Annotated in this window: 20 protein-coding genes and 1 tRNA gene; 14 read left to right on the top strand and 7 right to left on the bottom strand. The window is 72.6% G+C overall.

Going from position 1 to position 26,799, the window contains the following annotated elements:
* The first annotated feature begins 134 nt into the window (after window positions 1–134).
* From gltX to BIV01_RS05830, 3 genes are all read left to right on the top strand, one after another.
* Window positions 135–1,622: a glutamate--tRNA ligase gene (gene gltX / locus BIV01_RS05840; protein ID WP_070416447.1), complete on the top strand. Its 1,488-nt coding sequence runs from the start codon at window positions 135–137 to the stop codon at window positions 1,620–1,622.
* A gap of 55 nt (window positions 1,623–1,677) precedes the next feature.
* Window positions 1,678–2,604, top strand: a complete 927-nt coding sequence (locus tag BIV01_RS05835) for an NAD(P)/FAD-dependent oxidoreductase (RefSeq protein WP_071302211.1) — start codon at window positions 1,678–1,680, stop codon at window positions 2,602–2,604.
* A gap of 44 nt (window positions 2,605–2,648) precedes the next feature.
* A tRNA-Gln gene (locus tag BIV01_RS05830) sits at window positions 2,649–2,720 on the top strand.
* Between the two features lie 145 nt (window positions 2,721–2,865).
* Here BIV01_RS05830 and BIV01_RS05825 read toward each other — a convergent pair.
* Together BIV01_RS05825 and BIV01_RS05820 are read right to left on the bottom strand one after the other, a co-directional pair.
* Complete coding sequence (locus tag BIV01_RS05825; protein WP_083413787.1) at window positions 2,866–3,750, bottom strand: glycoside hydrolase family 16 protein; 885 nt, start codon at window positions 3,748–3,750, stop codon at window positions 2,866–2,868.
* Window positions 3,740–5,920, bottom strand: coding sequence for a hypothetical protein (locus BIV01_RS05820; RefSeq protein WP_139199232.1), 2,181 nt, complete (start codon window positions 5,918–5,920; stop codon window positions 3,740–3,742). The genes BIV01_RS05825 and BIV01_RS05820 overlap by 11 nt, the downstream gene beginning before the upstream one ends.
* Before the next feature lie 294 nt (window positions 5,921–6,214).
* Here BIV01_RS05820 and BIV01_RS05815 point away from each other — a divergent pair, with 294 nt between their 5' ends.
* The 5 genes from BIV01_RS05815 (at window position 6,215) to BIV01_RS05795 (ending at window position 14,485) form a co-directional block, all read left to right on the top strand.
* Window positions 6,215–7,555 (top strand): glycosyltransferase family 2 protein, encoded by a 1,341-nt coding sequence (locus BIV01_RS05815; protein WP_071302194.1) that lies wholly within the window; start codon window positions 6,215–6,217, stop codon window positions 7,553–7,555.
* A gap of 159 nt (window positions 7,556–7,714) precedes the next feature.
* The gene (locus BIV01_RS05810) at window positions 7,715–10,447 is read left to right on the top strand and encodes an alpha/beta fold hydrolase (RefSeq protein WP_071302193.1); all 2,733 of its coding nucleotides are present in this window, start codon (window positions 7,715–7,717) and stop codon (window positions 10,445–10,447) included.
* Window positions 10,448–10,721: 274 nt separating this feature from the next.
* A complete protein-coding gene (locus BIV01_RS05805; protein ID WP_083294974.1) occupies window positions 10,722–11,552 on the top strand; it encodes a glycosyltransferase family 2 protein in 831 nt (276 codons plus the stop codon).
* Window positions 11,549–12,523, top strand: a complete 975-nt coding sequence (locus BIV01_RS05800) for a glycosyltransferase family 2 protein (RefSeq protein WP_070416441.1) — start codon at window positions 11,549–11,551, stop codon at window positions 12,521–12,523. Before BIV01_RS05805 ends, BIV01_RS05800 begins: the two co-directional genes overlap by 4 nt.
* Before the next feature lie 42 nt (window positions 12,524–12,565).
* Entirely contained in the window at window positions 12,566–14,485 is a 1,920-nt protein-coding gene (locus BIV01_RS05795) for a DUF7402 domain-containing protein (RefSeq protein WP_083413786.1), read from the top strand.
* Window positions 14,486–15,267: 782 nt separating this feature from the next.
* On the opposite strand, the gene BIV01_RS05785 is transcribed toward BIV01_RS05795, so the two are convergent.
* The 5 genes from BIV01_RS05785 to BIV01_RS05770 all read right to left on the bottom strand — a co-directional run bounded on the left by BIV01_RS05785 (window position 15,268) and on the right by BIV01_RS05770 (window position 20,722).
* A complete protein-coding gene (locus BIV01_RS05785; protein ID WP_071302190.1) occupies window positions 15,268–16,530 on the bottom strand; it encodes a glycosyltransferase family 4 protein in 1,263 nt (420 codons plus the stop codon).
* A complete protein-coding gene (locus BIV01_RS05780; RefSeq protein ID WP_175473645.1) occupies window positions 16,527–18,092 on the bottom strand; it encodes a lipopolysaccharide biosynthesis protein in 1,566 nt (521 codons plus the stop codon). The genes BIV01_RS05785 and BIV01_RS05780 overlap by 4 nt, the downstream gene beginning before the upstream one ends.
* Window positions 18,089–19,000 (bottom strand): beta-1,6-N-acetylglucosaminyltransferase, encoded by a 912-nt coding sequence (locus BIV01_RS05775; RefSeq protein ID WP_071302189.1) that lies wholly within the window; start codon window positions 18,998–19,000, stop codon window positions 18,089–18,091. The genes BIV01_RS05780 and BIV01_RS05775 overlap by 4 nt, the downstream gene beginning before the upstream one ends.
* Before the next feature lie 81 nt (window positions 19,001–19,081).
* The gene (locus tag BIV01_RS19670; RefSeq protein WP_156794728.1) at window positions 19,082–19,252 is read right to left on the bottom strand and encodes a hypothetical protein; all 171 of its coding nucleotides are present in this window, start codon (window positions 19,250–19,252) and stop codon (window positions 19,082–19,084) included.
* 120 nt (window positions 19,253–19,372) lie between these two features.
* Complete coding sequence (locus BIV01_RS05770) at window positions 19,373–20,722, bottom strand: glycosyltransferase (protein ID WP_071302188.1); 1,350 nt, start codon at window positions 20,720–20,722, stop codon at window positions 19,373–19,375.
* Window positions 20,723–21,036: 314 nt separating this feature from the next.
* On the opposite strand from BIV01_RS05770, the gene BIV01_RS05765 reads away from it, so the two are divergent.
* The 6 genes from BIV01_RS05765 to BIV01_RS05740 all read left to right on the top strand — a co-directional run bounded on the left by BIV01_RS05765 (window position 21,037) and on the right by BIV01_RS05740 (window position 26,679).
* Window positions 21,037–22,299, top strand: coding sequence for an ABC transporter substrate-binding protein (locus BIV01_RS05765; RefSeq protein ID WP_254791784.1), 1,263 nt, complete (start codon window positions 21,037–21,039; stop codon window positions 22,297–22,299).
* Between the two features lie 159 nt (window positions 22,300–22,458).
* Window positions 22,459–23,433, top strand: coding sequence for a carbohydrate ABC transporter permease (locus BIV01_RS05760; protein ID WP_071302186.1), 975 nt, complete (start codon window positions 22,459–22,461; stop codon window positions 23,431–23,433).
* Window positions 23,434–23,528: 95 nt separating this feature from the next.
* Window positions 23,529–24,341 (top strand): carbohydrate ABC transporter permease, encoded by an 813-nt coding sequence (locus BIV01_RS05755; protein WP_374115145.1) that lies wholly within the window; start codon window positions 23,529–23,531, stop codon window positions 24,339–24,341.
* Window positions 24,342–24,346: 5 nt separating this feature from the next.
* Entirely contained in the window at window positions 24,347–24,910 is a 564-nt protein-coding gene (locus tag BIV01_RS19285) for a hypothetical protein (RefSeq protein ID WP_071302185.1), read from the top strand.
* A 20-nt stretch (window positions 24,911–24,930) separates the two neighbouring features.
* Entirely contained in the window at window positions 24,931–25,971 is a 1,041-nt protein-coding gene (locus BIV01_RS05745) for a LacI family DNA-binding transcriptional regulator (RefSeq protein WP_071302184.1), read from the top strand.
* A gap of 51 nt (window positions 25,972–26,022) precedes the next feature.
* Window positions 26,023–26,679, top strand: a complete 657-nt coding sequence (locus BIV01_RS05740; protein ID WP_071302183.1) for an MBL fold metallo-hydrolase — start codon at window positions 26,023–26,025, stop codon at window positions 26,677–26,679.
* Window positions 26,680–26,799 lie beyond the last annotated feature (120 nt).

Here is a 26,799-nt window from a genome sequence, read left to right as displayed (position 1 = left end):
GTAGGACGCCGCCGGACTCAACGTTGCAACACCAGGGAACCCCTGACCACCATGTGGTCAGGGGTTTTCTGCGTTTCCGGGTCCTCCACACCCCCTCGTGGCGGTCGGTGCCGGGCCGGTAGGATCGTCGTGTCATGACTGCGCCATTCACCACCGCTTCCGGTTCCGATGTCCGTGTCCGTTTCTGCCCGAGCCCGACGGGAACGCCGCACGTCGGACTGATCCGTACTGCGCTGTTCAACTGGGCGTACGCGCGGCACACCGGCGGCAAGCTCGTGTTCCGCATCGAGGACACCGACGCCGCCCGTGACAGCGAGGAGTCGTACCAGCAGATCCTCGAGGCACTGCGCTGGCTCCGGCTCGACTGGGACGAGGGCGTCGAGGCCGGCGGCCCGCACGGTCCGTACCGGCAGTCCGAGCGGACGGACGTCTACGAGGACGTCATCGCGAAGCTCAAGGCCTCCGGACACGTCTACGAGTCCTTCGTCACCCCCGAGGAGATGGAGGCCCGCAACAAGGCCGCCGGGCGTGACCCGAAGCAGGGCTACGACAACCACGAGCGCGACCTCACCGACGCCGAGCGCCAGGCCTTCCGCGACCAGGGGCGTGAGCCGGCACTGCGGCTGCGCGTGCCCGACCGCGACCTGAGCTTCGAGGACCTCGTGCGCGGTGAGATCACCTTCAAGCAGGGCACCTTCCCGGACTTCGTGGTCGTCAGGCCGAACGGCAAGCCGCTGTACACGTTCACCAACCCGGTGGACGACGCGCTGATGGGGGTGACGCACGTGCTCCGCGGCGAGGACCTCCTGTCGTCGACGCCGCGCCAGATCGCCCTGTACGAGGCCCTGTACGAGGTCGGTCTCGCCGAGTTCATCCCGGTGTTCGGGCACCTGCCGTACGTCATGGGGGAGGGCAACAAGAAGCTCTCGAAGCGCGACCCCGAGTCGAACCTGTTCCACCACCGTGCCGCCGGGATGATCCCCGAGGGGCTCGTCAACTACCTCGCGCTGCTCGGGTGGTCGATCGGTCCGGACCGCGACGTGTTCACGGTCGACGAGATGGTCCGGGCGTTCGAGGTCTCCGACGTCAACCCGAACCCCGCGCGCTTCGACCACAAGAAGGCAGAGGCGATCAACGGCGACCACATCCGCCTGCTGGACGCCGACGACTTCCGCGGGCGGCTGCTGCCCTACCTGTCGGGCATCGTGTCGGATCCGGTGACGCCGGAGCAGCTCGAGGTCCTCACGAAGGCGGCGCCGCTCGTCCAGGAGCGCATGCAGCTCCTCGGCGAGGCACCGGGGCTCCTCGCGTTCCTCTTCACGTCGGACGACGCGCTCGAGATCGACGAGGACGCCCTGGGGACCCTCAAGGCCGACGCCGGTGACGTGCTCCGCGCGAGCATCGCAGCGCTCGAGCCGCTCGACGACTGGACGACGGCCTCGATCGAGGGCGCGCTCCGTGCGGCGCTCATCGACGGTCTCGGCCTGAAGCCCCGTGTGGCGTTCGGTCCGCTGCGCGTCGCGGTGTCCGGTCGACGGATCAGCCCGCCGCTGTTCGAGTCGATGGAGATCCTGGGCAAGGAGTCCACCGTCACGCGCCTGCGTCGCCTCGCGGACCGCTGACGTGGCCGAACGGCAGGGTGACGCGGCCGACCGGCAGGCTGACGCAGCCGAGCGGCTGACGGTCGACGTCGTCGTCGTCGGTGCCGGCCCGGCCGGGCTCAGCGCCGCCCTCAACCTCGTCCGTGCGAAGCGCACCGTGCTCCTCGTGGACGCCAACCGCCCCCGGAACGCCGCCACGCTGCGGTCGCACGGGTTCCTCACGCGCGACGGTGTCTCACCCCTCGAGCTCCGGAAGCTCGGGCGCGCAGAGGTCGAGGCCTACGCCGAGGCCACGGTCGTGCAGACGGTCGTGGACCGGATCGCGCCGGAGGGCGACCGGTGGCTCGTGCACGGTGCCTGGCGCGGCACCGAGGTCGAGGCGACGGCCCGGGCCGTCGTGCTCGCGACGGGCCTGCGCGAGGAGTTCCCGGCGCTCCCGATGCTCCGCGCGTTCTACGGCACCGCGGTGCACAGCTGCGTCGAGTGCGATGCCTACGAGAAGGCCGGCGAGCCGTTGGCGTTCCTCTGCGAGACGGACGACGTCGTCGATCGCGCCCTGCTGCTCGCGGCGTGGGCGGACGACCTCATCGTGTACACGAACGGCATCGCGCCGCTCGGCGACGCCGGCCGTGCGCGTCTGGCCGCAGCGGGCGTGCGCGTCGACGAGCGGGCCGTGGCAGACCTCGAGGGGGACCGCTCCGGGATGACCGGCGTCCGCCTCGCAGACGGGCACGTGGAGCCGCGGACGGGCGGGTTCGTCCGGCCCCGGTGGCACGCCGACCTGGACTGGGTCGACGCGGACCTCCGCCGCGACGCCGAGGGGCTCGTCGTGGTCGACCGCTCCGGACGGACGAGCGTGCCCGGGCTGTACGCCGTGGGCGACGTGACGCCACCCGGACCGGAACAGCTGATCGTGGCGGCCGGCCACGGGGCGGTCACGGCCGCCGCGGTGCACCGGGATCTCGTCGGTGGTCTCACGGACCTCCGGGATGCTGTACAGTAGTTGATCGTGCCCCGGGCAACCGGGACCGAAGGCCTCCGGGCCTTTGGGGTATGGTGTAATTGGCAACACAGCGGTTTCTGGTACCGTCGTTCTTGGTTCGAGTCCAGGTACCCCAGCACTCGTAGAACAAGCCCCCGGGATCTCCCGGGGGCTTGTTCCGTTTCCGGCGCAGAAGCCACGTGACACGCCAGGCGACGAACCGACACGCCAGGCCACAGCCCGACACGGCGACGACCCGACACGCCAGGGCGGCCGATCAGGTCAGGACTGCACCCTGCTCTTCCGGTACGCGACCACCCAGTCCACGAGCACGTGCCCGGATGCGTCGGCCGGCACCTCGGCGTCGTGGATGATCGTCTCCGCCTGCAGCGTCACGCGCATCGGCGTCGTGGGCACCGCGCCCGTGACCGTCTCGAGCAGCTCGTCGTCCCAGTAGAAGCGCACCGCGTCGGCGGTCCACTCGACGGTCGCGACGTGCCAGTCGGTCTGCCCGCCGGACACCACCGTCGGGTCCTCGGGCAGGAACGTCATCGCCTCGGTCGCGGGGTCGTAGCTGCCCGGGATCGCCGACACCGGGCGGACGTCGCCGGTGAGGTCACCCTCGGGCCAGTCGATCTCGCCCTCGTTCCAGTCGCCGGACAGCGGCCAGAGGATCATGACGAACTTGTAGCCGGGGACCTCGTCGGCGCGGTACCGGATCGAGACGCGCTGGTGCGTGTACGCCCGGTAGCCGGCGGGGAGGACCGTCGCCACGAGGGGTTGGGACCCGTTGCTGCGGAGGTGGAAGTCGAGCACCGAGTCGTGCACCGACACCACCTGGTCGGGGGAGTAGAGCCCCTTGCCCGACGTGTCCCGCATCCCGCTGTACTCCGCCATCCGCGGGTACACCGCGAGGAGTTCGCCGAGCGCGGCGTCGAGGTCGAAGTCCTGCGCGAGGTAGGGGACCCACCGCGTCCCCTCGGACTCGAGCGCCCCGGTGGGCATGCGTTCGGCGCGGGCGGTCGAGTCACCGGCACGCGTGGGCAGCACGACGGCCGTGGTGCCGGCGACCACGGCGACCCCCGTGATGCCGGCGATCGTCACGCCGCGGCGCAGGAAGGACCGCCGGGTGGTCATCCGGTGACGGGCCCCCGGCTCATGCTGCATCGCGCACCTCGTAGATCCGGACTCCGTCGCGGTCGTAGCGGAGGGTGCCCTCGTCGGCCACGGACCGCTCGATGGCGTCGATCTGCGCGCCGGTGAGCGTCCCGCGGGTCACGGCGTCGGCTCGCTGCGCCGCCGAGAACACGAGCCAGGAGTGTCCGCCCTGGTCGCGGTCCTGCAGGACACCGGTGAGGTCGTCGGCCGTCATGCCCTTCGGGAACCACGCGGCCTCGCTCTGCAGCGAGTCGACCTGGCCCCAGTGGCGGAGGAAGTTCTCGTAGTTCCCGCCGATGATCGACGGGAAGCTGCCGACGGTCGTGAGGGTGTCGTCCGCCTGGAACCGGCCGTCGAGCCACTTCGCCGCGGCCACGTCGGCCGGTGCGGTCTGGTTCGCCTGCTCGGTCTGGAACGTGGCGCCGAGGAACAGCGCGGTGGTCACGGTCAGCACCAGGGCCGTGGCGGCGATGCGGAGCCGGCGGCCGTGGAAGGCGTGGACGGCTGCGATCGCCAGGAACGGCGCGGAGAACAGGACGACGCGGAACTTCGCCTCGCCGCCGTAGCTCTGTCCGAGCACGAGCACGATCGGGCAGGCCGCCAGCCAGAGCACCACGAGGGCGCGTCGGGCGTGCCCACCGCGGACCATCCGGACGAGTCCGATGACGGCGCACACGGCGACGAGTGCCGTGATCCCGAGGACCGCGCGGGACTGCAGGGTCGTCGCGATCGACGGGATGGCGATCGACGTCGACGCGGCGGTGACGTTGCTCACCGGGTCGAAGCCGGTGGTGAGACCGAACTTCTCCTGGATGTAGTCGAGGTTCGGCACGAGGTAGAGCAGGGGGAGCAGCGTCAGCGGGACGGCGAGCCACCACGGGCGGAGGAAGCCGAGCACGAGCAGCGGCACGAACGCGGCGACGACCACGAACGGGGTCAGCTGGTGCGAGGCCGTGATGACGAACTGCAGGACGACGACGAGCGCCACCGCCGCGACCACGGCGGCCCGCGTCGGCGTGGCGACCGCCTCGGCCACGGGGGAGCGGCGGGCACGGAGCAGCCGGCCGGTCAGCGTCGCGCTCCACCGCCCGACCACGTTGGGCTTGCCGCGGAGGACGGTCAGCGCGACGAGGACCGCCGCGAGGAACAGGAAGAACGCGAACGCCTGCGGGGAGTAGTAGTCCTGCCCGACCCAGTTCGCGGCGCTGAACAGGACCGCGGCGACGTACGCCCAGCGGCCGTTCGCACCGAGTGCCCGTGCGATCCCGAGGACGAGCGCCCCGTCGGCGAGGGCGAACGCGAGTTCCGTCCAGCGCACCGGGTCCGCCGCGTCGAGCGTGCCGGTGGCGGCGCCGAGGAACGCGCTGAAGCTGAAGAACCCGGGCCAGCGGTTGTAGATGTCGATCGACGGGTCGACGGCGCCGTGCTGCAGGATGTACGCGGTCACCGCGATGTGCTTGAACACCCACGGCGGTCGCGGCTCGGCGGCGATCAGGTTCGAGGTGCCGTACATGACGAGCAGGAGGACGCCCGAGGACACCGCGCGGACCACCACGTGGTGGCGACGGTCGACGAGCGTCACCAGGGCGACGACGAACACCAGTGCGGCGCCGGCCCACCAGACCGCGGGCAGTGCAGCCAGGAGGCCCCACTCGCCCAGTCCGGTCGAGTCCGTCTGCGCGACACCCACCGCCCAGAGCGCGGCTCCGGTGACGAGGACGCCCGACGCGGCGACGGTGCGGACCAGGACCGCGGTCGGCAGGGCCGACCGCGCGCGGGCCGACCTGGGCGCGGTGCGCGCGGTCTGGACGCCCTGGCCGAGCGACACCCACCCGGCGACGAGCAGGAGGAGCCCGGCGGCGGGCAGCGGGACCCACTGCCCCGTCCAGACCATCGCGAGCCCGAGGACCGCGTCGATCGCGGCACTCGAGGCAACGACGAGTCCGGCGCGCCCGATCGGCTCGCGGAGCCCGAGCAGCCGGACCACCGGCAGACCCGGGACGACCAACAGCGCGACGAGCACGACGGCCGTGCGGAGCGGACCGGACGCGTCGGCCGCGATGAGGGCGGCTCCGGCGAAACCGAGACCCGCGGCGACGAGGGACGGCACCGGTGAGGTCGGCAGCACGCGGGTTCCGTGGCGGAGCGACATCCTGGTGGGGGTCGTGGTGGCGGTCACTGCTCGACCACCGCGATCGACTGACGCATCGAGCGTCCCTTCGGGTCTGGGCCGGCGACTGGCAGCGGCCTTGCGGGTGTCACGACGGTAACCGGGGGCCGAGGGCGCACGGGAGAGCGGCCACCGGGAAGTGCGGAGGGCCTGCGGCATTGCGGGATCACGCACGCGTGGCGGCCGTCGTGCGAGGAGAAACCGCACGGTTCCGCCTGCTCGTTGACCCCCGCCGTCCCCGCAGCGACGGTGGGATGGCCGGCTGCGACCGCGCACGTCCCCCGACACGAGACAGGCTCTCCCATGACCGACACCATCCAGCGCTCGCTCCCGCCCCGCGTCGAGCTCGCCCGCCCGATGTCGAGCGCCGTCGACCCCACCTGGGGCGGTGCCGTGTGGGTCGGTGCCGTCGACCTCGCCGAGGTCCCCGGGGACGACGCGGGCACGGTGGGGCTGCACGACGCCGCCGGTCACCGGTCGGCCAGGCTCCTCGTCCGCGACGGCGTGGCCCCCCTCGGGTTCGTCGACCTGCCGGTGTCCGACGAGACGGTCGAGGTTGCCGCGCTCCGTGCCGCCGTCGCCGCCCTGCCCGCCGTCCCGCAGCCGCCGATCCCGGTGCGCCTGCCGAGCACCTCCGTCGTCCTGTGCACCCGTGACCGCGCCGACCAGCTCGGCGCCGCCCTCGACTCGCTGCTCGCCCTGGACCACCCCGACTTCGAGGTCGTGATCGTCGACAACGCGCCCTCCGACGAGTCGACGCGCGAACTCGTCGAGGCCCTCGACGACGACCGCGTGCGGTACGTCCGCGAACCCGTCCCGGGCCTCTCGAGCGCACGCAACGCCGGCGTCCTGGCCGCGCGGCACGAGATCGTCGCCTTCACGGACGACGACGTCGTGGTCGACCGGGCGTGGCTCCGTGCCGTCGCCTCGGGGTTCTCCCGCGGGGACGACGTCGTCTGCGTCAGCGGACTCGTCGCCAGCGGTGAGCTCCGCACCCCCACGCAGCGGTACTTCGACGAACGGGTGACCTGGTCGCGCAACCTCGTGCCGCGCGTGCACCGCCTGTCGGCACCGCCCGTCGACCGGCCGCTCTTCCCGTTCGCGGTCGGTGACTACGGCACGGGTGCGAACTTCGCGATGCGGCGGTCGGCGATCACCGAGCTCGGCGGCTTCGACGAGGCACTCGGCGTCGGCACGGTCACCGGCGGCGGCGAGGACATCGACATGTTCTCGCGCGTCGTGCTCTCGGGCGCCGCGCTCGTCGTCGAACCCGCGGCGCTGGTCTGGCACCGGCACCGTGCGGACCTCCCGGCGCTCCGGAAGCAGGCGGAGGGCTACGGCACCGGACTCGGGGCCTGGCTCACGAAGATCGCCCTGCAGCCCCGCACGCTCGGGATGGCGCTGCAGCGCGCCCCGCGGGCCGTGCGGCACCTCGTCTCGGGCACCGCCGCCGAGCCGGCCGTCACCCCGGCAGCGGCACCGGTCGCCGTCGGCACCGCGGACGCGCCGCTCGACGACGCCGCGTTCCTCCGCGAGGTCGGACGGATGCGCTGGGTCGAGCTCCTGGCCGTCGGGCGTGGTGTGCTCCGCTACGGGCGGTCCCGCCGCACCGTCCGCGCCCGCGAGCGCACAGCGAACCGATAGGTCCGTCACCGGGGATCCACGGCGGATCGCGAGGATGCGCCAAACCGCAGGTTCCCCGCACGGCGCTCCTCGGCCCCTCGATCGGGGGCGTCCGGTCGGCTTACCGTCCTCCAAGCACCAGCAGCGCACCACCGGCCCGCACGACCCAGGGGAGAAGCAATGCGTCCGACACACCCGACAGCGCGTCACCGGACGGTCGAACCGGCCGTCCCGGCATCCGACGACCACTCGGTCCTCGACCGGTGGACGCGCGTCGTCGCAGCGTTCCCCGACTCCCCGGCGCTCGCCGGTGCCGGGACCGCCCGAACGTTCGCCGAGACGGACCGGACGGTCCGGGCGCTCGCCGCACGGCTCACCGAGGTCCTCCGGCCTGACGACCGCACCGGCGCCGGCGTCGGACCCGAGCGCACCGGCGCGTCGGTCCCGGTGGGGATCATGGCCGGACACACGACCGAGACCGTGGTGGGCATGCTCGCGCTGATCGCCGCCGGGCGGACGATCGTCGTGCTCGACGACCACCTGCCCGAGGCACGCCTGCAGCACGTCGTCACGCTCGCGGGGATCGCCGAGGTGCTCGCCGACGACACCCGTGCGGACCTCGCCGCCGCGGTCCTCGGCCCGGACGGCACCGTGCACGACCTCGACGCCCTCATCGCGACGAGCACCGAGCAGGCCGGCACCGGCACCGGCGGCGCGACCGCCGCCGGCACCGCAGCGACCGCCCGCCCCGGTGGCACCGACCCCGCCGCGATCGTCTTCACCTCGGGCTCCACGGGCCTGCCGAAGGGCGTCGCGATGACGCACCGACAGCTCCTCCGGAACACCGAGCAGAGTGCCTGGAGCGCCGACTACCGGCCCGGCGACCTCGTGGGCGTCGTGCTGCCGCTGTCCTTCGCCGCAGGCATCCTCACCACCCTCGACAGCATGCTGAGCGGGGCCGCCGCGGTCCTGCTCGACGCACGCGACCTCGGGACCGAGCGACTGCTCGAGGGCATGGCCGCCGAGCACGTCACCGCCGTGGTCTGCACGCCGCACCTGCTCCGGTCGGTCGTCTCCACCGTGCGCGACCGCGGCACGGACCTGCACCCCGCGCTCGCCGGACTCCGACTCGTCATGACGGTCGGCGAGCCGATCACCGGCACCGACGTGCACGCCGCACGCCCGGTCCTCGGCGCCCGCACGGTCCTCTGGAACGGGTTCGGGTCGAGCGAGATGGGGGCGGTCTCGTACTTCCCGGTCGGTCCGGACGACGCCGTCCCGAACGGCGTCGTCCCGGCCGGGTACGTGCCGCCGGGCAAGACCGCCCGGGTCCTCCGCGAGGACGGCACCATCGCCGCGACGGGGGAGACCGGCCAGCTCGTGGTCATCGGAGACGGCATGACCGCCGGCTACTGGGGCGCGCCCGAGAAGACGAGCGAGCACCTCTCCGTCGACGAGGACGGCACCCCGCTGTGGCGCCAGGGCGACCTCGCGCGCGTCGAGGAGGACGGCTGCCTGGTCCTGCTCGGCCGCGACGACGACGCCGTGAAGGTCCGCGGGTACCTCGTCGAGCCGAGCGAGGTCGAGGCGGCGCTCCGTGCCGTCGAGGACGTGCACGACGTCGTGGTCACCGCCCTCGTCGACCCGCCCGCCGTCACGCGCCTCGTCGCCTACGTCGTCGGCCGTCCCGGTCGCCGCACCCCGGCGCCGGCGGCCCTGCGCCGCGCCCTGCGGGCGAAGTTGCCCGAGTACATGGTGCCGGCGGCGATCGTCCCGATGCCCGAACTGCCGCGCAACGAGCGCGGCAAGGTCGACCGGGCGAAGCTGCCCGGTGCGCCGTCGCTCGAGGTCGAGATGGTCGAGGGCGAGTACGACCAGTGGGAGCTCGTCGTCGGGCAGATCTGGGCCGAGGTGCTCGGACTCCGCGGCGTGCACCTCGACGAGGACTTCACCGCGCTCGGCGGCGACTCGCTCTCCGCCGAGGAGATGCTCGCGATCGTGCAGGCCCGGCTCGGCGTCGACCTCCGTGCGTCGGAGCTCCTCGAACAGCCCACCCTGCGCGCCTTCGCCCGACGGGTGCGCTCGGGGGCGAAGTCCCTGCCGAGCCACCCCGACGTCGTCAAGGTCTCCGAGGCCCGCGTCCCCGGGCGCCCGCCCGTGTTCTGCCTCAGCGGGGCCGGAGCCCTCGGCCTGACGTTCCTGCCGCTGTCCCGGTACCTGCCCGAGCACGATGTGTACGCCTTCCAGCAGCACGGTCTCGAGCGACGGGCGATCCCGGACTGGAGCATCCAGCGCACCGCGCGGCGCACCGTCGAGCTCATGCGCATCGTCCAGCCCCGCGGCCCGTACCTGCTCGTCGGGCACTCCCTCGGCGGCCTCGTCGCCCTCGAGGTGGCGAAGCTCCTCACCGAGGGCGGCGAGCGGGTCGAGCACGTCGCGATCCTGGACAGCTACCTGCCGCGCAGCAGCACCGAGCAGGCGCAGCTGCACTTCGGCCGGATGGCGGAGAGCCCGGTGCGCAACCCGGCGCTCCGAGCACTCAAGCGCGGGCTCGACCGAGCGGCGAAGCGCATCCTGCCCGCCGGCGTGCCGGTGGGCGAGGAATTCGCCAAGCGCGTCCGCGCCTACGGTGCCGGCGTCCTCCGCTACGGCGGGCAGAAGGACTTCGACGCCCTCTTCGACCAGGCCACGATCGTGACGCGGCGGCACACGCCCTCGCCCTACGACGGCACGGCGACGTTCGTGCTCGCCGACGGCAACCCCGACGTGGACGGCTGGAACGACGTGCTCCGCGGTGCGACCACCACGGTGCGCATCGAGAGCGAGCACAGCTCGCTCCTCCGCGAGCCGCACGTCGCCGAGCTGGCGACCGCGTTGCGCGCCGCCTTCACGACGCACGAGTCGCGTCCCTGACGTGACCAGCGAGGGCCCTGGAGGCGCGTGGCGGGCCCGTCCCGCGCCTCCAGGGCCCTCGTGCGTGCCGACACGCCACCCGGCCGCGGCTTGCGGGTTTCCGTATCCGCACTCGGGGGCCCGCAACCAGTGCCCACCCGCATTGACCAGCCCCGTCCGCCGGACGATGGTTGGTCCAAGCCCAGGGAACGGTGTACCCCCGTTCCGACGCCCACCCAGCGCCGGGTCCTCCCTCGACCACTCCCGCATGCAGCCTGAACCCGACAGGAGCACCATGTCCGCCAGCACCGTCCGACCCCGAGACCCCCGCGTCTCGGTCGTCATCCCCGCGAGGAACGAGGCCCGCAACCTCGAGATCATCCTCCCGCAGCTCCCGCCCGTCTACGAGGTGATCCTCGTCGACGGCAACTCGGTGGACGACACCATCGCGACGGCGCAGCGCCTCATGCCGACGATCAAGGTCGTGCAGCAGACCCGCAAGGGCAAGGGCAACGCGCTCGCCTGCGGCTTCGAGGCCGTGACCGGCGACGTCGTCGTCATGTTCGACGCCGACTGCTCCGCCGACGCCGCCGAGATCCCGCGCTTCGTGCAGGCACTCGTCGACGGTGCCGACGTCGCGAAGGGCTCCCGCTACGCACCCGGTGGCGGCAGCGACGACATCACGATCATCCGCGGCCTCGGCAACAAGGGCCTCAACATGATCTCCAACGTGCTGCTCCGTGCGCGGTACACCGACCTCTGCTACGGCTACAACGCCTTCTGGGCGGACACGCTGCCGACGATCGGGCTCCTGTCGTCGACGCTCCCGCAGCCGACCGACGGCTCGATGCGCTGGGGTGACGGCTTCGAGATCGAGACGATCCTGACCTGCCGCTGGTCCGCCGCGGAGTTCGCGATCACCGAGGTGCCGAGCCACGAGAAGCTCCGCGTGCACGGCACCAGCAACCTCAACGCGGTCAGCGACGGCATCCGCGTCCTGAAGTCGATCATGCACGAGCGTCGTCGTGCCCGCGAGGCCAAGGCCCGCATGCGCCTCATGCCGACCCCGGTCTCGGGCCTCGTGGTCCCGGCCGCCGTGCCGGCGATGGACGAGGAAGCGGCGTGAGCGTCGCGACGGTCGCCGTCGTCATCTGCGCCTACACGCAGCAGCGCTGGGGTGACCTGCAGGACGCGGTCGAGTCGGCGAAGCGCCAGCCCGACGCGACCGAGGTGATCGTCGTCATCGACCACGAGCCGGAGCTGTTCCGCCGTGCGGCCGCCCGCTGGCCGGAGCTCCGGGTCGTCGAGAACGCCGAGGACCGCGGCCTCTCGGGTGCGCGCAACACCGGCGTCGCACTCACTGAGGCCGACGTCGTCGCCTTCCTGGACGACGACGCGACGGCGGACCCGGACTGGCTGATGCACCTCGTCGAGGCGCTCGAGCTGCCCGACGTCGTCGGTGTCGGCGGCCGGGCGACCCCGTCGTGGCCGACCGCGACCGGCGCCGGGCCCTACCCGGACGAGCTGCTCTGGATCGTCGGGTGCAGTTACACCGGCCTCCCCACCACGTCCGCGGACGTCCGCAACGTCATCGGGTCGAGCATGGCCTTCCACCGTGACGTCGTGCTCGCCGCCGGCGGCTTCCGCTCCGGCATCGGTCGCGTCGGCAACCACCCGCTGGGGTGCGAGGAGACCGAGCTCTGCATCCGCATCGCCCGGATCCGTCCCGGCGCCCGCATCCGCTTCGAGCCGCGCTCGAACGTCTCGCACCGGGTCTCCCCGGACCGCGTCACGATGCGGTACCTGCGGCGCCGGAGCTACTACGAGGGCATCTCGAAGGCCGTGCTGAGCCGCCGGGTCGGTGCCCGCGACTCGCTCTCGAGCGAGTCGACGTACCTCACCCGGGTCCTGCCCGGCGCGGTGCTCCGCGAGCTCGGGGCCCTCGGTCGCGGTGGGGGCCTCCGAGCCCTGGCGATCGTGACCTCGGCGGTCTCGACCGTGTTCGGCTACGCCGTCGGCCGTGTCTTCGGCACCGTCGTGGTCCGTGCACCCGCCCCGGTGTCCGCGCCCGTGCAGCAGCCCGTCGGCGCTCCCTGACCGACACCCACCCACCCGACCCACCCACGCACAGAAGACGACATGCAGCGAGACGCCCCGACCCCGAGTGCCACCATCCGACGCCGTTGGAAGGTGGCACTCGCGGTCGCGGCAGCGGTCATCACGGGCGCCACCGTCTCGGCGCCGAGCCTCCTCGCGCCGTCGAGCGCCGGTGCGGCGACCACCGCGGACTGCAGCGCGGGGAAGGTCCTCACCGTCGTCGCGCACGCCGACGACGACCTGCTGTTCGAGGGCACCGAGCTCCGCAAGGACATCGACGCGGACAAGTGCGTCCGCTCGGTCATCGTCACCGCCGGGGACGCGGGCAAGTCCGCCACGTACTGGAAGGGCCGGCAGACGGGCCTCGAGGCCGCCTACGCGAACCTCGCCGGCGTCACGAACGCCTGGACCTCGGGCTCGGTCAGCGCCGGTGGCAAGACCCTCGTGACGCGCACCCTGACGGCAGACCCGCGGCTCAGCCTGGTCTACCTGCAGCTGCCGGACGGCAACATGGACGGCTCCGGATTCGCGGCCACCCGGTACCAGAGCCTGCAGAAGCTCTACCAGCGCTCGATCACGAGCATGAGCACGGTCTCCGGTGCGACCTACGGGACCACCTACACGCTCGCCCAGCTCCAGGCCACCGTGCTCGCGCTGATGAACGGGTACGGGCCGCAGGAAGTGCACACCCTCGACCACGTCGGCACCTACGGCGACGGCGACCACAGCGACCACCACACCGTCGCGTACCTCACGAAGTCGGCGCAGCAGCAGCTCACGACGGCGAGCACGCTCACCGGGTACATGGGGTACCCGATCGCGGACAAGCCCTCGAACCTCACCGCGGCGCAGACGCAGGCGAAGGGGAACGCGTTCTTCGCCTACTCCGCGTACGACGCCGAGACCTGCGCCTCGGTGGCGTCCTGCTCGTCGCGTCCCGAAGGCTCGTGGCTCAGCCGTGAGTACACCGTCGGCACGCAGACGCCCACCGACCCCGGCACCGGTTCGGGCGGGTCCGTCGGAGCCGACGTGACCGCCGGTGCGGCCGTCACCGCGAGCAGCGAGAATCCCGCGGACGGGCAGACCGCCGTGAAGGCCGTCGACGGCGTCGCGAGCGGCTACCCCGACGCTCCGACCGCCGAGTGGGCGACCCGCGGGGGCGGCACCGGTTCGTGGCTGCAGCTCGCGTGGTCGAGCCCGGTGACGCTCGGCGCCGTGGACCTCGCGGACCGTCCGAACGCCGACGACCAGGTCACGGCCGGCACGCTGACGTTCTCCGACGGGAGCAGCGTCACCGTGCCGACGCTCGACAACGGCGGCGCGTTCACCCGAGTCACCTTCTCGTCCCGGCAGGTCAGCTGGGTGAAGTTCACCGTCACCGGCGTCAGCGCGACGACGCGCAACGTCGGCCTGGCGGAGATCCGGACGTTCGCCCCGGGCAGCACGACGCCGACGCCGACGCCGACGCCCACGCCGACCCCGACGCCGACCCCGACCCCGACCCCGACCCCGACCCCGACGCCGACGCCGACGCCCGGGGGCGCGACCGATGTCACGGGCTCGGCGACCGCCACCGCGGCGTGGGACGACACCTCGACCGGGCAGACCGCCGCCAAGGCGATCGACGGGGTCATCAGCGGGTACCCCGACAACACGACCGCCGAGTGGGTCGCTCCCTGGGGCACGACCGGTGTCTGGTTGCAGCTCGACTGGTCCTCGTCGAAGGCGTTGAGCCGGGTCGTCCTGTACGACCGACCGAACGGCGACGACCAGGTCACGAGCGGCACCCTGACGTTCTCCGACGGCAGCCAGGTGGCGGTCGGGACACTCCCGAACGACGCGTCGCCGCTCACGGTGGACTTCTCGGCACGCAACGTCACGTGGGTCCGGTTCACCGTCACCGGGGTGTCGGCGAGCACGCGGAACGTCGGCCTCTCCGAGTTCCGGGCGTTCACCGGCTGACCCGGGAGCACCCGACGGACGGGAGGCGCGGTGCCGGTGGGCACCGCGCCTCCCGTCCGTAGTCCGCGCGTTCGCGCGGATCGCGGCTCGTGGCTCGCGGGCGCAGCGTGCGAGGTTCCGCGCACGGTGCGGCCCGCGAGGCCTCGCACCGTGCGCGCGACCTCGCACGTTGGTGCGGCGCTCGCCGCCGCGGGTGACCGTCGCCGTCGGCGCGGCCACGGGGCGGACGGGAAGCGCGGTGACGGTGGGCACCGCGCCTCCCCGTCCGTCGTCCGCGCGTGGCGCGGCTCGCGGGCCCAGCGTGCGAGGCTCCGTGCGGTGAGGCCCGTGAGGCGTCGCACCGTGAACATGAACTCCCACGATGACGCGGCGCTCGCCGCCGCGTGTGACCGCCGCCGTCGGCGCGACCTCGTGACGACGGACGGTACGCGCGGTGCCGTGCCGCCCCGCGCCTTCCGTCCGCCGTCCGTGCGTTCGTGAGGCCGCGGGCGCAGCGCGCGAGGATCCGCGCACGCTGGTGCGGCGCGTGCCGCCGCGGGGGACCGTCGTCGTGGGCGCGACCTCATCGCGGCGAGCGGCGCGGTACCGGCGGGCGGACGCCTGCGGGAACGGCGGACATCGCGCGGGGAGAGCACGTTGCGGACGGGAGGTGTGACCGTTCTGGTTCGCGATCGCCGGGGATCGCGAACCGGAACGGTCAGGCGCCGAGGAGAAGGCGGCACGGGCGCGAGCACGCGACGGACGGGAGGGGCGGTGCCAGGGGCAGCCGCGCCTCCTGGGCTTCAGCGACGGGCGTGCGTGAGCAGGGCGCGGAGGAGACCGGCCACGTGCGGTCCGCGGCCGTAGTGGTCTCGCACCCAGGCGCGGCAGCGCTCGCCGAGGGAGGGGTCGCGGTCGGCCCGGTCGAGGGTGTCGAGGACCTTGGTGGCGAGCGCCTCGGGGTCGGTCGGGTCGACGGTCGACGTCGCCCACTCGCCGGCGAGGATCTCGCCCGTGCCACCGCTCTCGGCGGCGACGACCGGGCGGCCGGCGGACATCGCCTCGACGACGACCCGGCCGAAGCCCTCGGGTTCGATGGACGGCACGACGACCATGTCGGCGGCGTGGAGCAGGGTGACGACGTCGTCCCGCTCGGGGAGGAGCACGACGGAGCCAGCGGGGAGGGACGCGACGGCGCGTCGGACGTCCTCGGCGTCGTCGGGCGCGGCCGCTCCGGCGAGCACGAGCACGGGCGGGTGGTGCGGCTGCGTGGCGTGGTGCGTGCCGGCGGGCCCGAGCGCGGGGGTGAGGGCACGCACGGCGGCGCGCGGCGCGCGGGCGGGGTGGCGTTCGGCGTCCTGCTCGAGCACGAGACGCCAGGCCTCGAGCAGCGCGAGCACGCCCTTCGACCGGGTGAGGCGGCCGTAGTAGAGGACGGTGCGGGTGTCGTCGTCGAGCCCGAGGGTGCGGCGGGCGCGGACTGTCGCGGACGGCGTGGCCGCGGGGAAGAGTGCGGTGTCGACGCCGTTCGGGACGACGGTGATCCGCGAGGCCGGGATGCCCACGTCCGCCCACGCACGAGCCATCGCGTGCGAGACGGCCAGGTAGTGCGTGCGGCCGCCGGCGATCGGGCCGAGGCGTCGGTAGTTCGGCGCGTGGTGCAGGTGCACGACGAGCGGGACGCCGGAGACCACGGACGCCACACGACCCCAGGGGAGGTGCTCGGGCCGGTTCAGCCAGATGACGTCGGGGCGCGAGCGGCGGAGGCGGAGGCCGTCGAGGACGAACCGTGCGGCGTCGCCGGCTGCGCTGCGGAGGCCGAAGGACCGGTCGCCGGTGCGGTGCAGGGCGATCCCGAGCTCCGTGAACTGGTCGCTGCCGGGTTCGGCGCCGTCGGGTCCCGGGGCGAGGTGGCCGCGGTGCCAGACCTCGACGTCCTGCCCGGCGCGCACGAGCTCGCGGGTGTCCTCGAGGACGCACCGCTCGACCCCGCCGGTGATGGCGAGCCCGTTCGTGACGACCGCGATCCGCAGTCGACGGTCGGGGCGTTCCGGGGCGTGGGTCACGGTGTGCCTCCTCGGGCGATCGCGAGCCTGCGGATGAACCAGGGCAGGCAGCCGAGGACGCCGGCCACGCGGACGATGTTCCACACGACGTCCTGGGGCACGAGGACGGACACCCCGGCGACGACCACCACGGCCGCCAGCACGAGGACCGTCCGGGCACGCGGGCCGCGCCACTCCCGGCGGTCGGGGAGCGAGAGCTGCTGCAGGGCCGCGAGCACCATGTAGGCGAAGACCGTGGAGACCCCGGCGCCGGCGATGCCGAGCAGCGGGACCAGCAGCAGGTTCGCGCCGATGTTGACGGCACCGGCGATGGCCGCGATCACCCCGACGGCGACGCCGCGACGCTCCACGAGCAGGAGCCGTCCGGTCGCGCCGCTGGCGATCACCGGGAACGCCGTGAGCGCCACGATGAAGACCACGACGGTGAGCTCGTGCACGCGGTACGACGCCGGTGCGAGGATCGGCAGCGCGACCGGCGACACGAGGGTGACCGCGAGCAGTACCGGGGCGAGCAGCAGGTAGAGCTGGTCCCGGGCGTGCAGGGCCAGCTGTCGACGGGCGACGGCGTCCCGGAGCGCCGCGAAGTGCGGTGCCCACGCCTGGTTCGTGAAGGTCAGCAGGAGGATCACGGCGGAACCGACGACGTAGGCGATCTGGTAGCGCGCGACCTCGTCCGGGCCGAGCAGCCGCTGCACGACGATCCGGTCGCCGGCGTTCAGCACGAAGTACGACAGGTTGCCGAGGGCGATCGGCACGCCGAGCTTGAAGGCCCGTGCGGTGGTCTGGCGGTCGAACAGGCCGGCGAGGCGAGGCCGGGTCGCCGCGAAGCCGATGACCATCGCGGCGGCCTGGGCGAACACGCCGCCCCATGCGTAGGTCGTGGCGTCGGCGTGCACGAACACGAGCAGGCCGAGACCGATGATCGAACCGCCGACCGAGGACAGCAGGCTCGTGACCGCGAAGACCCGGATGCGGTCCTGGGCGACCAGGATCGCGAGGGAGAGCTGCACGACCGCGGCGGGGAAGATCCAGAGGACCGCGACGAGCAGGATCGGGTGTTCGCCGACGAACCCGGCGACGTCGCCCCAGAGCGGGATCGTGGCGAGGGCGACCGCGGTGACGACGGCCGCGAGGACGATGCCGACCGCGATGAGCCCGCGGGCCTTCCGGTCGTCACCGCCGTCCTCGGCGCGCTGCAGCACGGACGCCTGGTCGAGTCCCGCGACCGCGAGCACGACGAGCGCCTGGTAGAGCGCGATCGCCGAGGCGAGCACACCGAACTCGGAGAGCGGCATGAGGTGCGCGAGGACCGGCGAGATCAGCGAGCTCACGACGAGCTGCATCGACCACACGACCACGTACAGCAGGCCACGGCCGAACAGGACGGACGCGCCCTTCTGGACCGCGGTGCTGCCGGTGTCGGGGACGGTGTGGGCGGCGGCCTCGACGGCGGCGGCTGCCTCGGCGGCCTCGACCGCAGCGGCCTTCCGACCGGTGCTGTCGGCGTCGGGCGGGGTAGCTGCGGCGTGGCGGGCCTCGCGGCGGGTCTGGGGAACGGTCACGAGACACCCACCTCCGAGGTCCGGACGTGCTGTCGGAGTCCGAACGCCTGGTCGACGACGTCGAGCAGGTCCGAGCTCGCAGCGGTCGAGAACTTGCGGGCGAAGAGGTGCGGCATCGCGGTGGGGTCCGTCGTCCATCGTTCGAGCAGTCGACCGGCGTGGGGGAGCGTCAGCCACGGCGGGCTCTTCATCTTCGAGCCGTCCCAGCCGATGAACCACAGGGTGTGCGGGACGTGGTCCTCGGCGAAGCCGTCGACCAGGGCGGGGGAGTTCAGCACGGTCGGCACGAACGACTCGTCGGCGATCCAGGTGCGGCGCCAGAAGCGGACCAGGTCGGGACGGGCATCGACGACCTCGACGACCGCGGCGGCGTGCGCGGCGCTGAGGACCTTGAGCTGCGACCCGCCCGTGAGCACGACGTCACGCGGGATCCGGCGGGGGATCGGCAGGCGGAGCATGTGCTTCCGCCACGCCCAGTGCGGGTACCGCATGCGCGCGACCCCGCCGCTGGCGCCCCACGCCGCGTGCGGGAGGGGGTGCGGGATGAGGAAGGACTGGTCGCGGTGGGCGTCGAGCAGCGCGGTGATCTCGGCGGGGTTCGCCAGCGGGTAGTCGCTGCCGGTCAGCACCGCCACGTGGCGCGCGCCGGTCTCGGCGAGGGCGGCACGGTAGCCGGAGACCTCGGCCGCGACGTTCTCCCACTTCGCCCAGCCCGTCCGCAGTCGCGGCAGGAGGCGGACCCGGTCGGGGAGCCCCTCGGTCATCGCACGGTGCACGTCGTCCGGGGTCCGCGCGTCGACGTGCAGGAACACCGGGAACGGGTCGAGTGCCTCGACGAGTCGTCGGACGTGCTGGGGGTCCTCGTGGGCGAGGACGATGCACGCGAGCGCCGCGGGGGAGTTGGCCATGTCTCGAGTGAACAGGGCCGTTCGGACACCGACAAGGCGGTCCCGGGGCGGGTGCGGGGAAGCGGCGGTTTCCCGCAGCGGTCACCGGCGGCGGCGGTACCTCGGGCAGTCGCAGAGGGCGCAGTCGCTGCCCGGCCGGTAGTGCTCGTGGGCGTCCTGCGCGTGGCCGCACACGCAGACGGCCGTCTCCGTGGTGGCGTGGGACGTCGGCACGGTGACGGGCTCGAGCACGAGCGTGGGCCCCAGCGGCATGCGTCCTCCTCCGACCCGCGCGGTACGGGCAGCTGCACCGATCCTACGGGGCTGGGAGCGACGCGTCCGCCGACCGAGGGGCCACCGGGCGTGGAACCGGGCGTGGACCCGCCCGCGGGGTCACCGGGCGTGGAACCGCCCGGCCTCGACGTCCCGCCAGCGACGACGGCTGCGGAACCACGCCGCCGGGCCCGCCGGGAAGCCCCGGAGCTCGTGGTAGGCCAGCGACCGCGGCACCCCGGCGTCCGGGACGGCAGGGGTCGCGGGATCGACGGGCGTGGACTCGACGGCAGCGGGGGCCGGTGCGCTGCCGGTGCGCAGCCGTCCCACCGTCTCGCGGAGCTTCACCATCGCGGCGGCGGGCACGAGCCGGGCGAGGACCGCGACGTGCCGCCGGTCCTTGGCAGCGAGGGCGCACATCAGCGCGGTGAACCCGACGCCGTTGCCGTGCAGCTGCTTGTGCAGGTCCTCGATGCTCTGCCGGTGCCGGTGGTGCACGACCGCGCGCGGCTCGAACCCGATGCGCCCACCGCGCCAGAGCGTCTCGATGAACATCGCCAGGTCCTCGCCGCCACGGGCCGGGGAGCCCGCGCCGAGCGTGGTGTCGAACCCACCGACGGCGTCGATCACCGATCGGCGGAACGCCATGTTGGCGCCCGCGCCGTAGGCACCGATGCCGTACACGGCGAAGTGCTTCACGACCGACCCGTCCGGGCGGACCGCCTGCACCCGCGCGTGCCGCATCGTGCCGGCGACGTCGTCGGGGACGATCGTGACGGGCGCGAAGGTGCGCTCGCCGCTGAACCCACCGTAGTACGCCTCGTACCAGATCTGCGCGGGCGTCGAGAGCTCGGTGGGGAGGATCACGCCGGACACCGCGTCGAGGTCGGCCTCGCGGACGAACCGCGCGCCGAGTGCGCGCAGCCACTGCGGGTCGACCCGCACGTCGTCGTCGGTGAACGCGACGACCTCGCCGCGAGCGGCCGCGACCCCGGCGTTGCGGCCGGCGGACAGGCCGGGCCGGCGCTCCGTCACGAGGCGCACGCCCCGACCCGCGAGCAGTGCCGGGAGCCGGTCGTCGGCGGGTACTCGGACGCGGTTGTCGACGACGATCACCTCGTGGTCGGGGTAGTCCAGGTGCTCGAGGACGTCGAGCAGTGCGCCGAGGTCCTCGACGCGGTCCACCACCGTCGAGACGACGACGGAGATCGTCGGCAGGAGGGCATCCGGCACCGGTTCGACGTCGGCGAGCACGGTTTCCCGCAGCGATCCGAGCGCACGGGCGGCGTCGGCGGGGTCGTCGGTGAGCTCGACGTCGAGCGTGCCCGTCGGACGCCCGCCGCGGTAGCCGATCACCAGCGCGGACGAGCCCGTGCCGTCCGCGACGAGGCGGGGGAGCGGTGCGTCGAGGTCGACGTCGATCACGCGTCGGGGTGCGGGGAGTGCACGAGCGGTGCTGGTGGTGGCCATGGTGTGGACGGTAGGTGCCAGGCCGCGGCGGCGACAACGGGGAGCGGGGCCGCTGGCGGTGATCGTGCGGAACCCCGCACGGCCGCGCCGCCGAGCCCCCGGACGAGGGTGAGCGCTCACACCCGAAAAGCGAACGGCGCACGGTGGTCACGAGCAGGTCACGGATTCTTTGCAACCGGTTGCGAACGGCTGAGAGCGGGCGTAGCTTCCTCCTCCAGCAGGCAGCGTCGCCTGCTCCAGGCAGCGTCGACCCGATGGTCCTCGCCTGGTGATCTCAACGTGGAGACGACACTGTGAAGACAACACGCGCCAAAGTGCGGTTCGCATCCGTAGCGGGGATCGCGGTCATCGGCCTCGTGCTGACCGGGTGCTCGAGCGGCAGCTCGGCGTCGGACGACGCCAAGAACGGTCAGGACAGCCGCGGGCCCATCACCTACGTGCAGGGCAAGGACAACTCGAACGTCGTCCGCCCCCTCATCGCGAAGTGGAACAAGGCCCACCCCGACGAGAAGGTCACCTTCAAGGAGCAGTCCGACCAGGCCGACCAGCAGCACGACGACCTCGTGCAGCACTTCCAGGCGAAGGACGCGAACTACGACGTCGTCGACGTGGACGTCGTCTGGACCGCCGAGTTCGCGGCGAAGGGCTGGCTCACCCCGCTCACCGGCAGCATGAAGATCGACACGTCGAAGCTCCTGCCGGCCACCGTCAAGACGGCCACCTACAACAACACGCTCTACGCGGCACCGCAGACCTCCGACGGCGCGCTGCTCTACTACCGCAAGGACCTCGTCAAGACGCCCCCGACCACCTGGGACGAGATGATGAAGGACTGCGACATCGCCAAGCAGGCCGGCATCGGCTGCTACGCCGGGCAGTTCGCGAAGTACGAGGGCCTGACCGTGAACGCCTCGGAGGCGATCAACGGCTCCGGCGGCTCGGTCCTCAGCAAGGGCGGCACGCCGGACGTCGACACGTCCGACGCGAAGGCCGGCCTGCAGAACCTGGTCGACGCCTTCAAGGACGGCAACATCCCCGCCGAGGCGATCACCTACCAGGAGGAGCAGGGCCGCACCGCCTTCGAGGCCGGCAAGCTCCTGTTCCTGCGCAACTGGCCGTACGTCTACAGCCTCGCGAAGACGGACGGGTCGAGCACGGTCAAGGACACCTTCGGCATCGCGCCGATCCCCGGCAAGGACGGCACCGGCGCCTCGACGCTCGGCGGTCACAACGCCGCGATCAGCGTGTACTCGAAGCACAAGGCGACCGCGCACGACTTCCTCGAGTTCCTGGAGTCGAACGAGACGCAGAAGTTCTTCGCCACGCAGGGCTCCCTCGCGCCGGTCGTCGGTGACCTCTACACCGACTCCGAGCTGACGGCGAAGCTGCCCTACCTGCCGACCCTGCTCAAGTCCATCGAGTCGGCCGAGCCGCGCCCGGTCACGCCCTTCTACCCGGCCGTGACGAAGGCGATCCAGGACAACACCTACGCCGCGCTCAAGGGATCGAAGAGCGTCGACGAGGCGATGAAGGACATGCAGGCGGCCCTCAAGACGGCCACCAGCAGCGGCAGTTAGCACCCGAGTACGCGGCGTTCGCCGCATCGGACTGGAGGCGCGGGTCGACCCCGCCCCGCGCCTCCAGTCCGTCCCATCCTGCGTTCCGACACCCGGCAAGGAGGCCGTCACGTGTCAGCAGCAACCGAGATCCCCGCCGCCATCCCCAACCCGACGGGCATGGAGCCGCAGAAGCGGCGCAAGGGCGGACTCAACGCCGAGCACGGCCGATGGGCCGTGTACCTCATCGGCCCGACGATCGTGCTCCTCGCCATCGTCATCGGCTACCCGGTGGTCAGCGCGATCATCCAGTCGTTCCAACTCGACCAGGGTCTCGACAAGGCGACCCAGCTCTTCGTCGAGGGCGGCTTCGCCGGCGTGACGAACTACGTGCACTGGCTCGTGCAGCAGTGCGGGAACGTCACCTGCCCACCCGGCAGCCTCGGCTCCCAGTTCTGGGTGTCGATGGGCAACACGTTCTTCTTCACGATCGTCACCGTCGCCCTGGAGACGGTGATCGGCGTGTGGATGGCGATCATCATGAACCGCAACTTCAAGGGCCGCGCGCTCGTCCGTGCCGCGATCCTCGTGCCGTGGGCCATCCCGACCGCCGTCACCGCGAAGCTCTGGTACTTCATCTTCGACGCGAACGGCGTGCTCAACCACGTCATCGGGCAGCAGATCCTCTGGACGAGCGGCGAGTGGGCGTCCCGGTGGGCGGTCATCATCGCCGACACCTGGAAGACCACGCCGTTCATGGCGCTGCTCATCCTCGCGGGGCTGCAGCTCATCCCGGAAGAGGTCTACGAGGCCGGCAAGATGGACGGCGCCTCCACCGTCCAGCGCTTCGTGCTCATCACCCTGCCGCTCATCAAGCCGGCGCTCATGGTCGCCGTCCTGTTCCGCGTGCTCGACGCGCTGCGCATGTACGACCTGCCGGCGATCCTCACCGGCGGTGGCGGTGGTTCCGGCAACGCCACCACGACCCTGTCGATCCTCGTCGTCGAACAGATCCGGCAGGGCTTCAACTCCGCGTCGGCACTGTCGACCATCACCTTCCTGGTGATCTTCATCGTCGCGTTCGTCTTCGTGCGGTTCCTCGGTGCCAACGTGGTGCAGACGCAGGCCGCCCAGCAGAAGGGGGAGCTCAAGTGACCCTCGCAGCCGACCGTCCCCGCTCCAACGCCCGAGCCCGCGACATCGCCGTCGACCGCAGCGATGTTCGGGTCAAGCGCCACACCGGCCCGCGGATCCGCACCGCCGTGCAGGCCGTCGTCATCGCCGTCTGGTGCCTCCTGCCGTTCTACTGGATGGTGGTGACCAGCTTCCGCGACGTCGGGTTCACGTTCGACGCCACACCGTGGCCGACGCACGTCACGCTCGACAACTACGCGACGGCGTTCTCGACGTCGCTCGGCAACCACCTCGGGCGGGCGCTCGCGAACAGCCTCCTCATCGGTGGCGTCGTGACGATCATCGCCCTGCTCGTCGGCACGAGCGCGGCGTACGCCCTGGCCCGTCTGGAGTTCAAGGGCAAGTCGCTCATCGCCGGTGCGATCCTCGCGGCGTCGATGTTCCCGGGCGTCGCGCTCATCTCCCCGCTGTTCCAGCTGTTCACGGACATCGGGTGGATGGGCTCGTACCAGGCGCTGATCCTTCCGAGCATCTCGTTCGTGCTGCCCCTGACCGTCTACACGCTCGCGAGCTTCTTCCGCGAGATGCCGTGGGACCTCGAGGAAGCGGCACGCATCGACGGGTGCACCCGCGTGCAGGCGTTCCGACGGATCATCCTGCCGCTGGCCGCCCCGGCCGTGTTCACGACGGCGATCCTGGCGTTCATCTCCAGCTGGAACGAGTACCTCATCTCCTCCCAGCTCTCGAGCGACGCGACGCAGCCGGTGACCGTGGCGATCGCCTCGTTCGCCGGGTCCCAGCCGCACCAGGAGCCCTACACGGCGGTGATGGCAGCCGGCACGATCGTCACGATCCCGCTCGTGGTCCTCGTGCTCATCTTCCAACGACGCATCGTGGCCGGCCTCACCGCCGGCGGCGTGAAGGGCTGACGACCATGGCACAGCGCGGACCGACCCGGCCCACGGCCCGGATCGAGGAGGCCATCGGCTTCGTCGGCACGTTCGGCATCCTGTTCCTCGGGGCCACGGTGTTCTGCGAGCTCACCGGTCGCCCGGCGCTCGGTTGGGCGCTCACGCTGCTCGTCTGCGTGCTCGGCGTGGTGGTGCTCGACCGGTGGCGGGTGTCGGTGCTCCGCCGCACCCGTTCGACCGACGGTGTCGGCGGAGCGGCGCCGGTCCACGCTTCGGTCGCGCGGCCGTCGGCGGCGCCGGTCGTCGCGGCCGGCTCCGGTCCGTCGGGGTGGCGGTCGGACCCGTCCCGCATCGCCGTGCAGCCCGCGGCGGACGGTCGGGTGCACCGCCACGTCGGGTGGGACGAACTCGCGCCCGCCGGTCGTCGGGCCGCTCGGACACGGCGCGTTGCCCCGATCCCCGGAGCAGCGCCCGGCACGGCGCTCCCCGGGGCGGACAGTGCGCTCCCCGGGGCGGGCAGTGCGCCGACGGTCGCGCGAGCGCAGACCGGCCCCGTCGCCGACGTGCGGCGGCCGTCGGACGGGTGACGGGCCTCCCGGGACCGTCCATGGGCATCCAGGAGATCGCGACCGTCACGGGCCTGTCGAAGTCGACGGTGTCCCGCGCACTGCGTGGGATGTCGACGGTCGCGGACACCACGATCGACGAGGTGCGACGGGTCGCCGACGAGCTCGGGTACGTGCCGAGCTCGGCGGCGGCCGGCCTCGCCACGGGGCGGCAGCGTGCGATCGGCGTCGTCGTCCCGGTGATCGACCGGTGGTTCTACGTCAAGGCGCTCGGCGGTGTCGACGCCGAACTGCGGCGGGCCGGGTACGACCTGGTGCTGTACAACCTCGGCGGACCCGGCGGCGACCGCGACCGGGCGTTCCGACGGTCGATGCTGCGGCACCGGGTCGACGGCCTCGTCCTGCTGTCGCTCGTGCTCGACGAGACCGAGCGCGCCGAGCTCGAACTCACGCGGCACCCCATGATCGTGATCGGCGGTCCGGCGCCGGGCCTCCGGAACGTCGGCGTGGACGACGTCGCCGTGGCCGGGATCGCCGTCGAGCACCTGTGCGGACTCGGGCACCGGGACGTGGCCTACGTCGGCGGACAGGACGAGGCGGGGATGAACGTGGCGGTGCCGTGGCTGCGGCGGGACGGGTTCGTGGACGCGCTCGCCGCGCGGGGGATCGCGGTGCGGGAGGACTGGATCCTCGACGGGCGGTTCTCCTTCGCGGGCGGCGTCGACGCGGGGGAGGCGTTGTTCGGCGGCCGTGACGGGCGCCGCGGTGTCGGGCGTGACGGCCCGTGGCCGACGGCGGTGTTCTGTGCATCGGACGAGATGGCGCTCGGGGTGGTGCTCGCCGCGCGTCGAGCGGGCCTCTCGGTGCCGGAGGACGTCTCGGTCATCGGCATCGACGGCCACGAGTACGGCGAGGTCGCCGGGCTGACCACCATCGCCCAGGACCCGGTGGCCCAGGGTCGGGTCGCGGCGCGGGCCGTGCTCGCCGAGGTCGACGGCGGGCTCGCGGGGCCGTTGCCGGCGTCTCCGGCGCACCTCGTGGTGCGGTCGACGACGGGGCCGCCCCGGGCCGTCCGCGCGTAGGCGGTGGCATCGCCGCGCCGCTCCGCCACGCCGCCGCGTAGGGTCGCCCGCATGGAGGTCACCAAGCTCGAGCACGCCTGCCAGATCGTCACCGAGGGCAGCGCGCGCCTCGTCATCGACCCGGGCAACTTCACCCGGCCCGTCGACGTCACCGGTGTCGTCGCCGTCGTCGTCACCCACGAGCACCCGGATCACGTCACGCCCGAGCAGGTCCGGCGGATCCTCGACGCGAACCCCGGGGCGGTCGTGATCGGCCCCGCCGGTGTCGCCCGGGCGCTCGCCGGCGCGAGCGACGCGGGCGGCGCGGACGGCGTCGTGGTGGACGTCGTCACCGCCGGGGACCGTCGCACCATGGGCCCGTTCGACCTGTCGTTCCACGGCATGCGCCACAACCTGATCCACTCGAGCGTCCCGATCGTCGACAACACCGGTGTCCTCGTGAACGGCAGGCTCTTCCACCCGGGCGACTCCTACACGGTCCCCGACGTCCCGGTCGACGTCCTCGCCGCACCCGTCGGTGCCCCGTGGCTCAAGGTCTCCGAGATGATGGACTACGTCCTCGCGGTCGGGCCCCGCCTGGCCTACCCCGTGCACGAGGCAACGCTCTCCGACGTCGGCTACGGCATGCACAGCGGTCGTCTCCGCGAGGCCGTGGAGCCCTCCGGCTCGCTCGTCGTCCTCCGTCCCGGGGAGTCGCTCACGATCTGACCGGAGCGGTTGTCCCGCCGCGGCACGGCGGCGCACCCGGGCGACACGCCTCGTTTTGGCACGGCGCGGGGCTTGTGCAATACTTGTCGAGTTGTCGGAACGGCCCCATCGTACAGCGGC

Origin of the sequence: Curtobacterium sp. MCBA15_013 (genome assembly GCF_001865095.1) — a bacterium.
Classification (GTDB): Bacteria; Actinomycetota; Actinomycetes; order Actinomycetales; family Microbacteriaceae; genus Curtobacterium.
The sequence above is the reverse complement of the archived record's forward strand: the minus strand, read 5'-3'. Positions and strand labels throughout refer to the sequence as shown.

Coding starts and splice junctions, on each gene's coding strand:
- gltX (WP_070416447.1), top strand. CDS start 135: ATGACTGCGCCATTCACCACCGCTTCCGGTTCCGATGTCCGTGTCCGT.
- BIV01_RS05825 (WP_083413787.1), bottom strand. CDS start 3,750: ATGCAGCATGAGCCGGGGGCCCGTCACCGGATGACCACCCGGCGGTCC.
- BIV01_RS05815 (WP_071302194.1), top strand. CDS start 6,215: ATGACCGACACCATCCAGCGCTCGCTCCCGCCCCGCGTCGAGCTCGCC.
- BIV01_RS05810 (WP_071302193.1), top strand. CDS start 7,715: ATGCGTCCGACACACCCGACAGCGCGTCACCGGACGGTCGAACCGGCC.
- BIV01_RS05805 (WP_083294974.1), top strand. CDS start 10,722: ATGTCCGCCAGCACCGTCCGACCCCGAGACCCCCGCGTCTCGGTCGTC.
- BIV01_RS05795 (WP_083413786.1), top strand. CDS start 12,566: ATGCAGCGAGACGCCCCGACCCCGAGTGCCACCATCCGACGCCGTTGG.
- BIV01_RS05775 (WP_071302189.1), bottom strand. CDS start 19,000: ATGGCCAACTCCCCCGCGGCGCTCGCGTGCATCGTCCTCGCCCACGAG.
- BIV01_RS19670 (WP_156794728.1), bottom strand. CDS start 19,252: ATGCCGCTGGGGCCCACGCTCGTGCTCGAGCCCGTCACCGTGCCGACG.
- BIV01_RS05770 (WP_071302188.1), bottom strand. CDS start 20,722: ATGGCCACCACCAGCACCGCTCGTGCACTCCCCGCACCCCGACGCGTG.
- BIV01_RS05760 (WP_071302186.1), top strand. CDS start 22,459: ATGGAGCCGCAGAAGCGGCGCAAGGGCGGACTCAACGCCGAGCACGGC.
- BIV01_RS19285 (WP_071302185.1), top strand. CDS start 24,347: ATGGCACAGCGCGGACCGACCCGGCCCACGGCCCGGATCGAGGAGGCC.
- BIV01_RS05745 (WP_071302184.1), top strand. CDS start 24,931: ATGGGCATCCAGGAGATCGCGACCGTCACGGGCCTGTCGAAGTCGACG.
- BIV01_RS05740 (WP_071302183.1), top strand. CDS start 26,023: ATGGAGGTCACCAAGCTCGAGCACGCCTGCCAGATCGTCACCGAGGGC.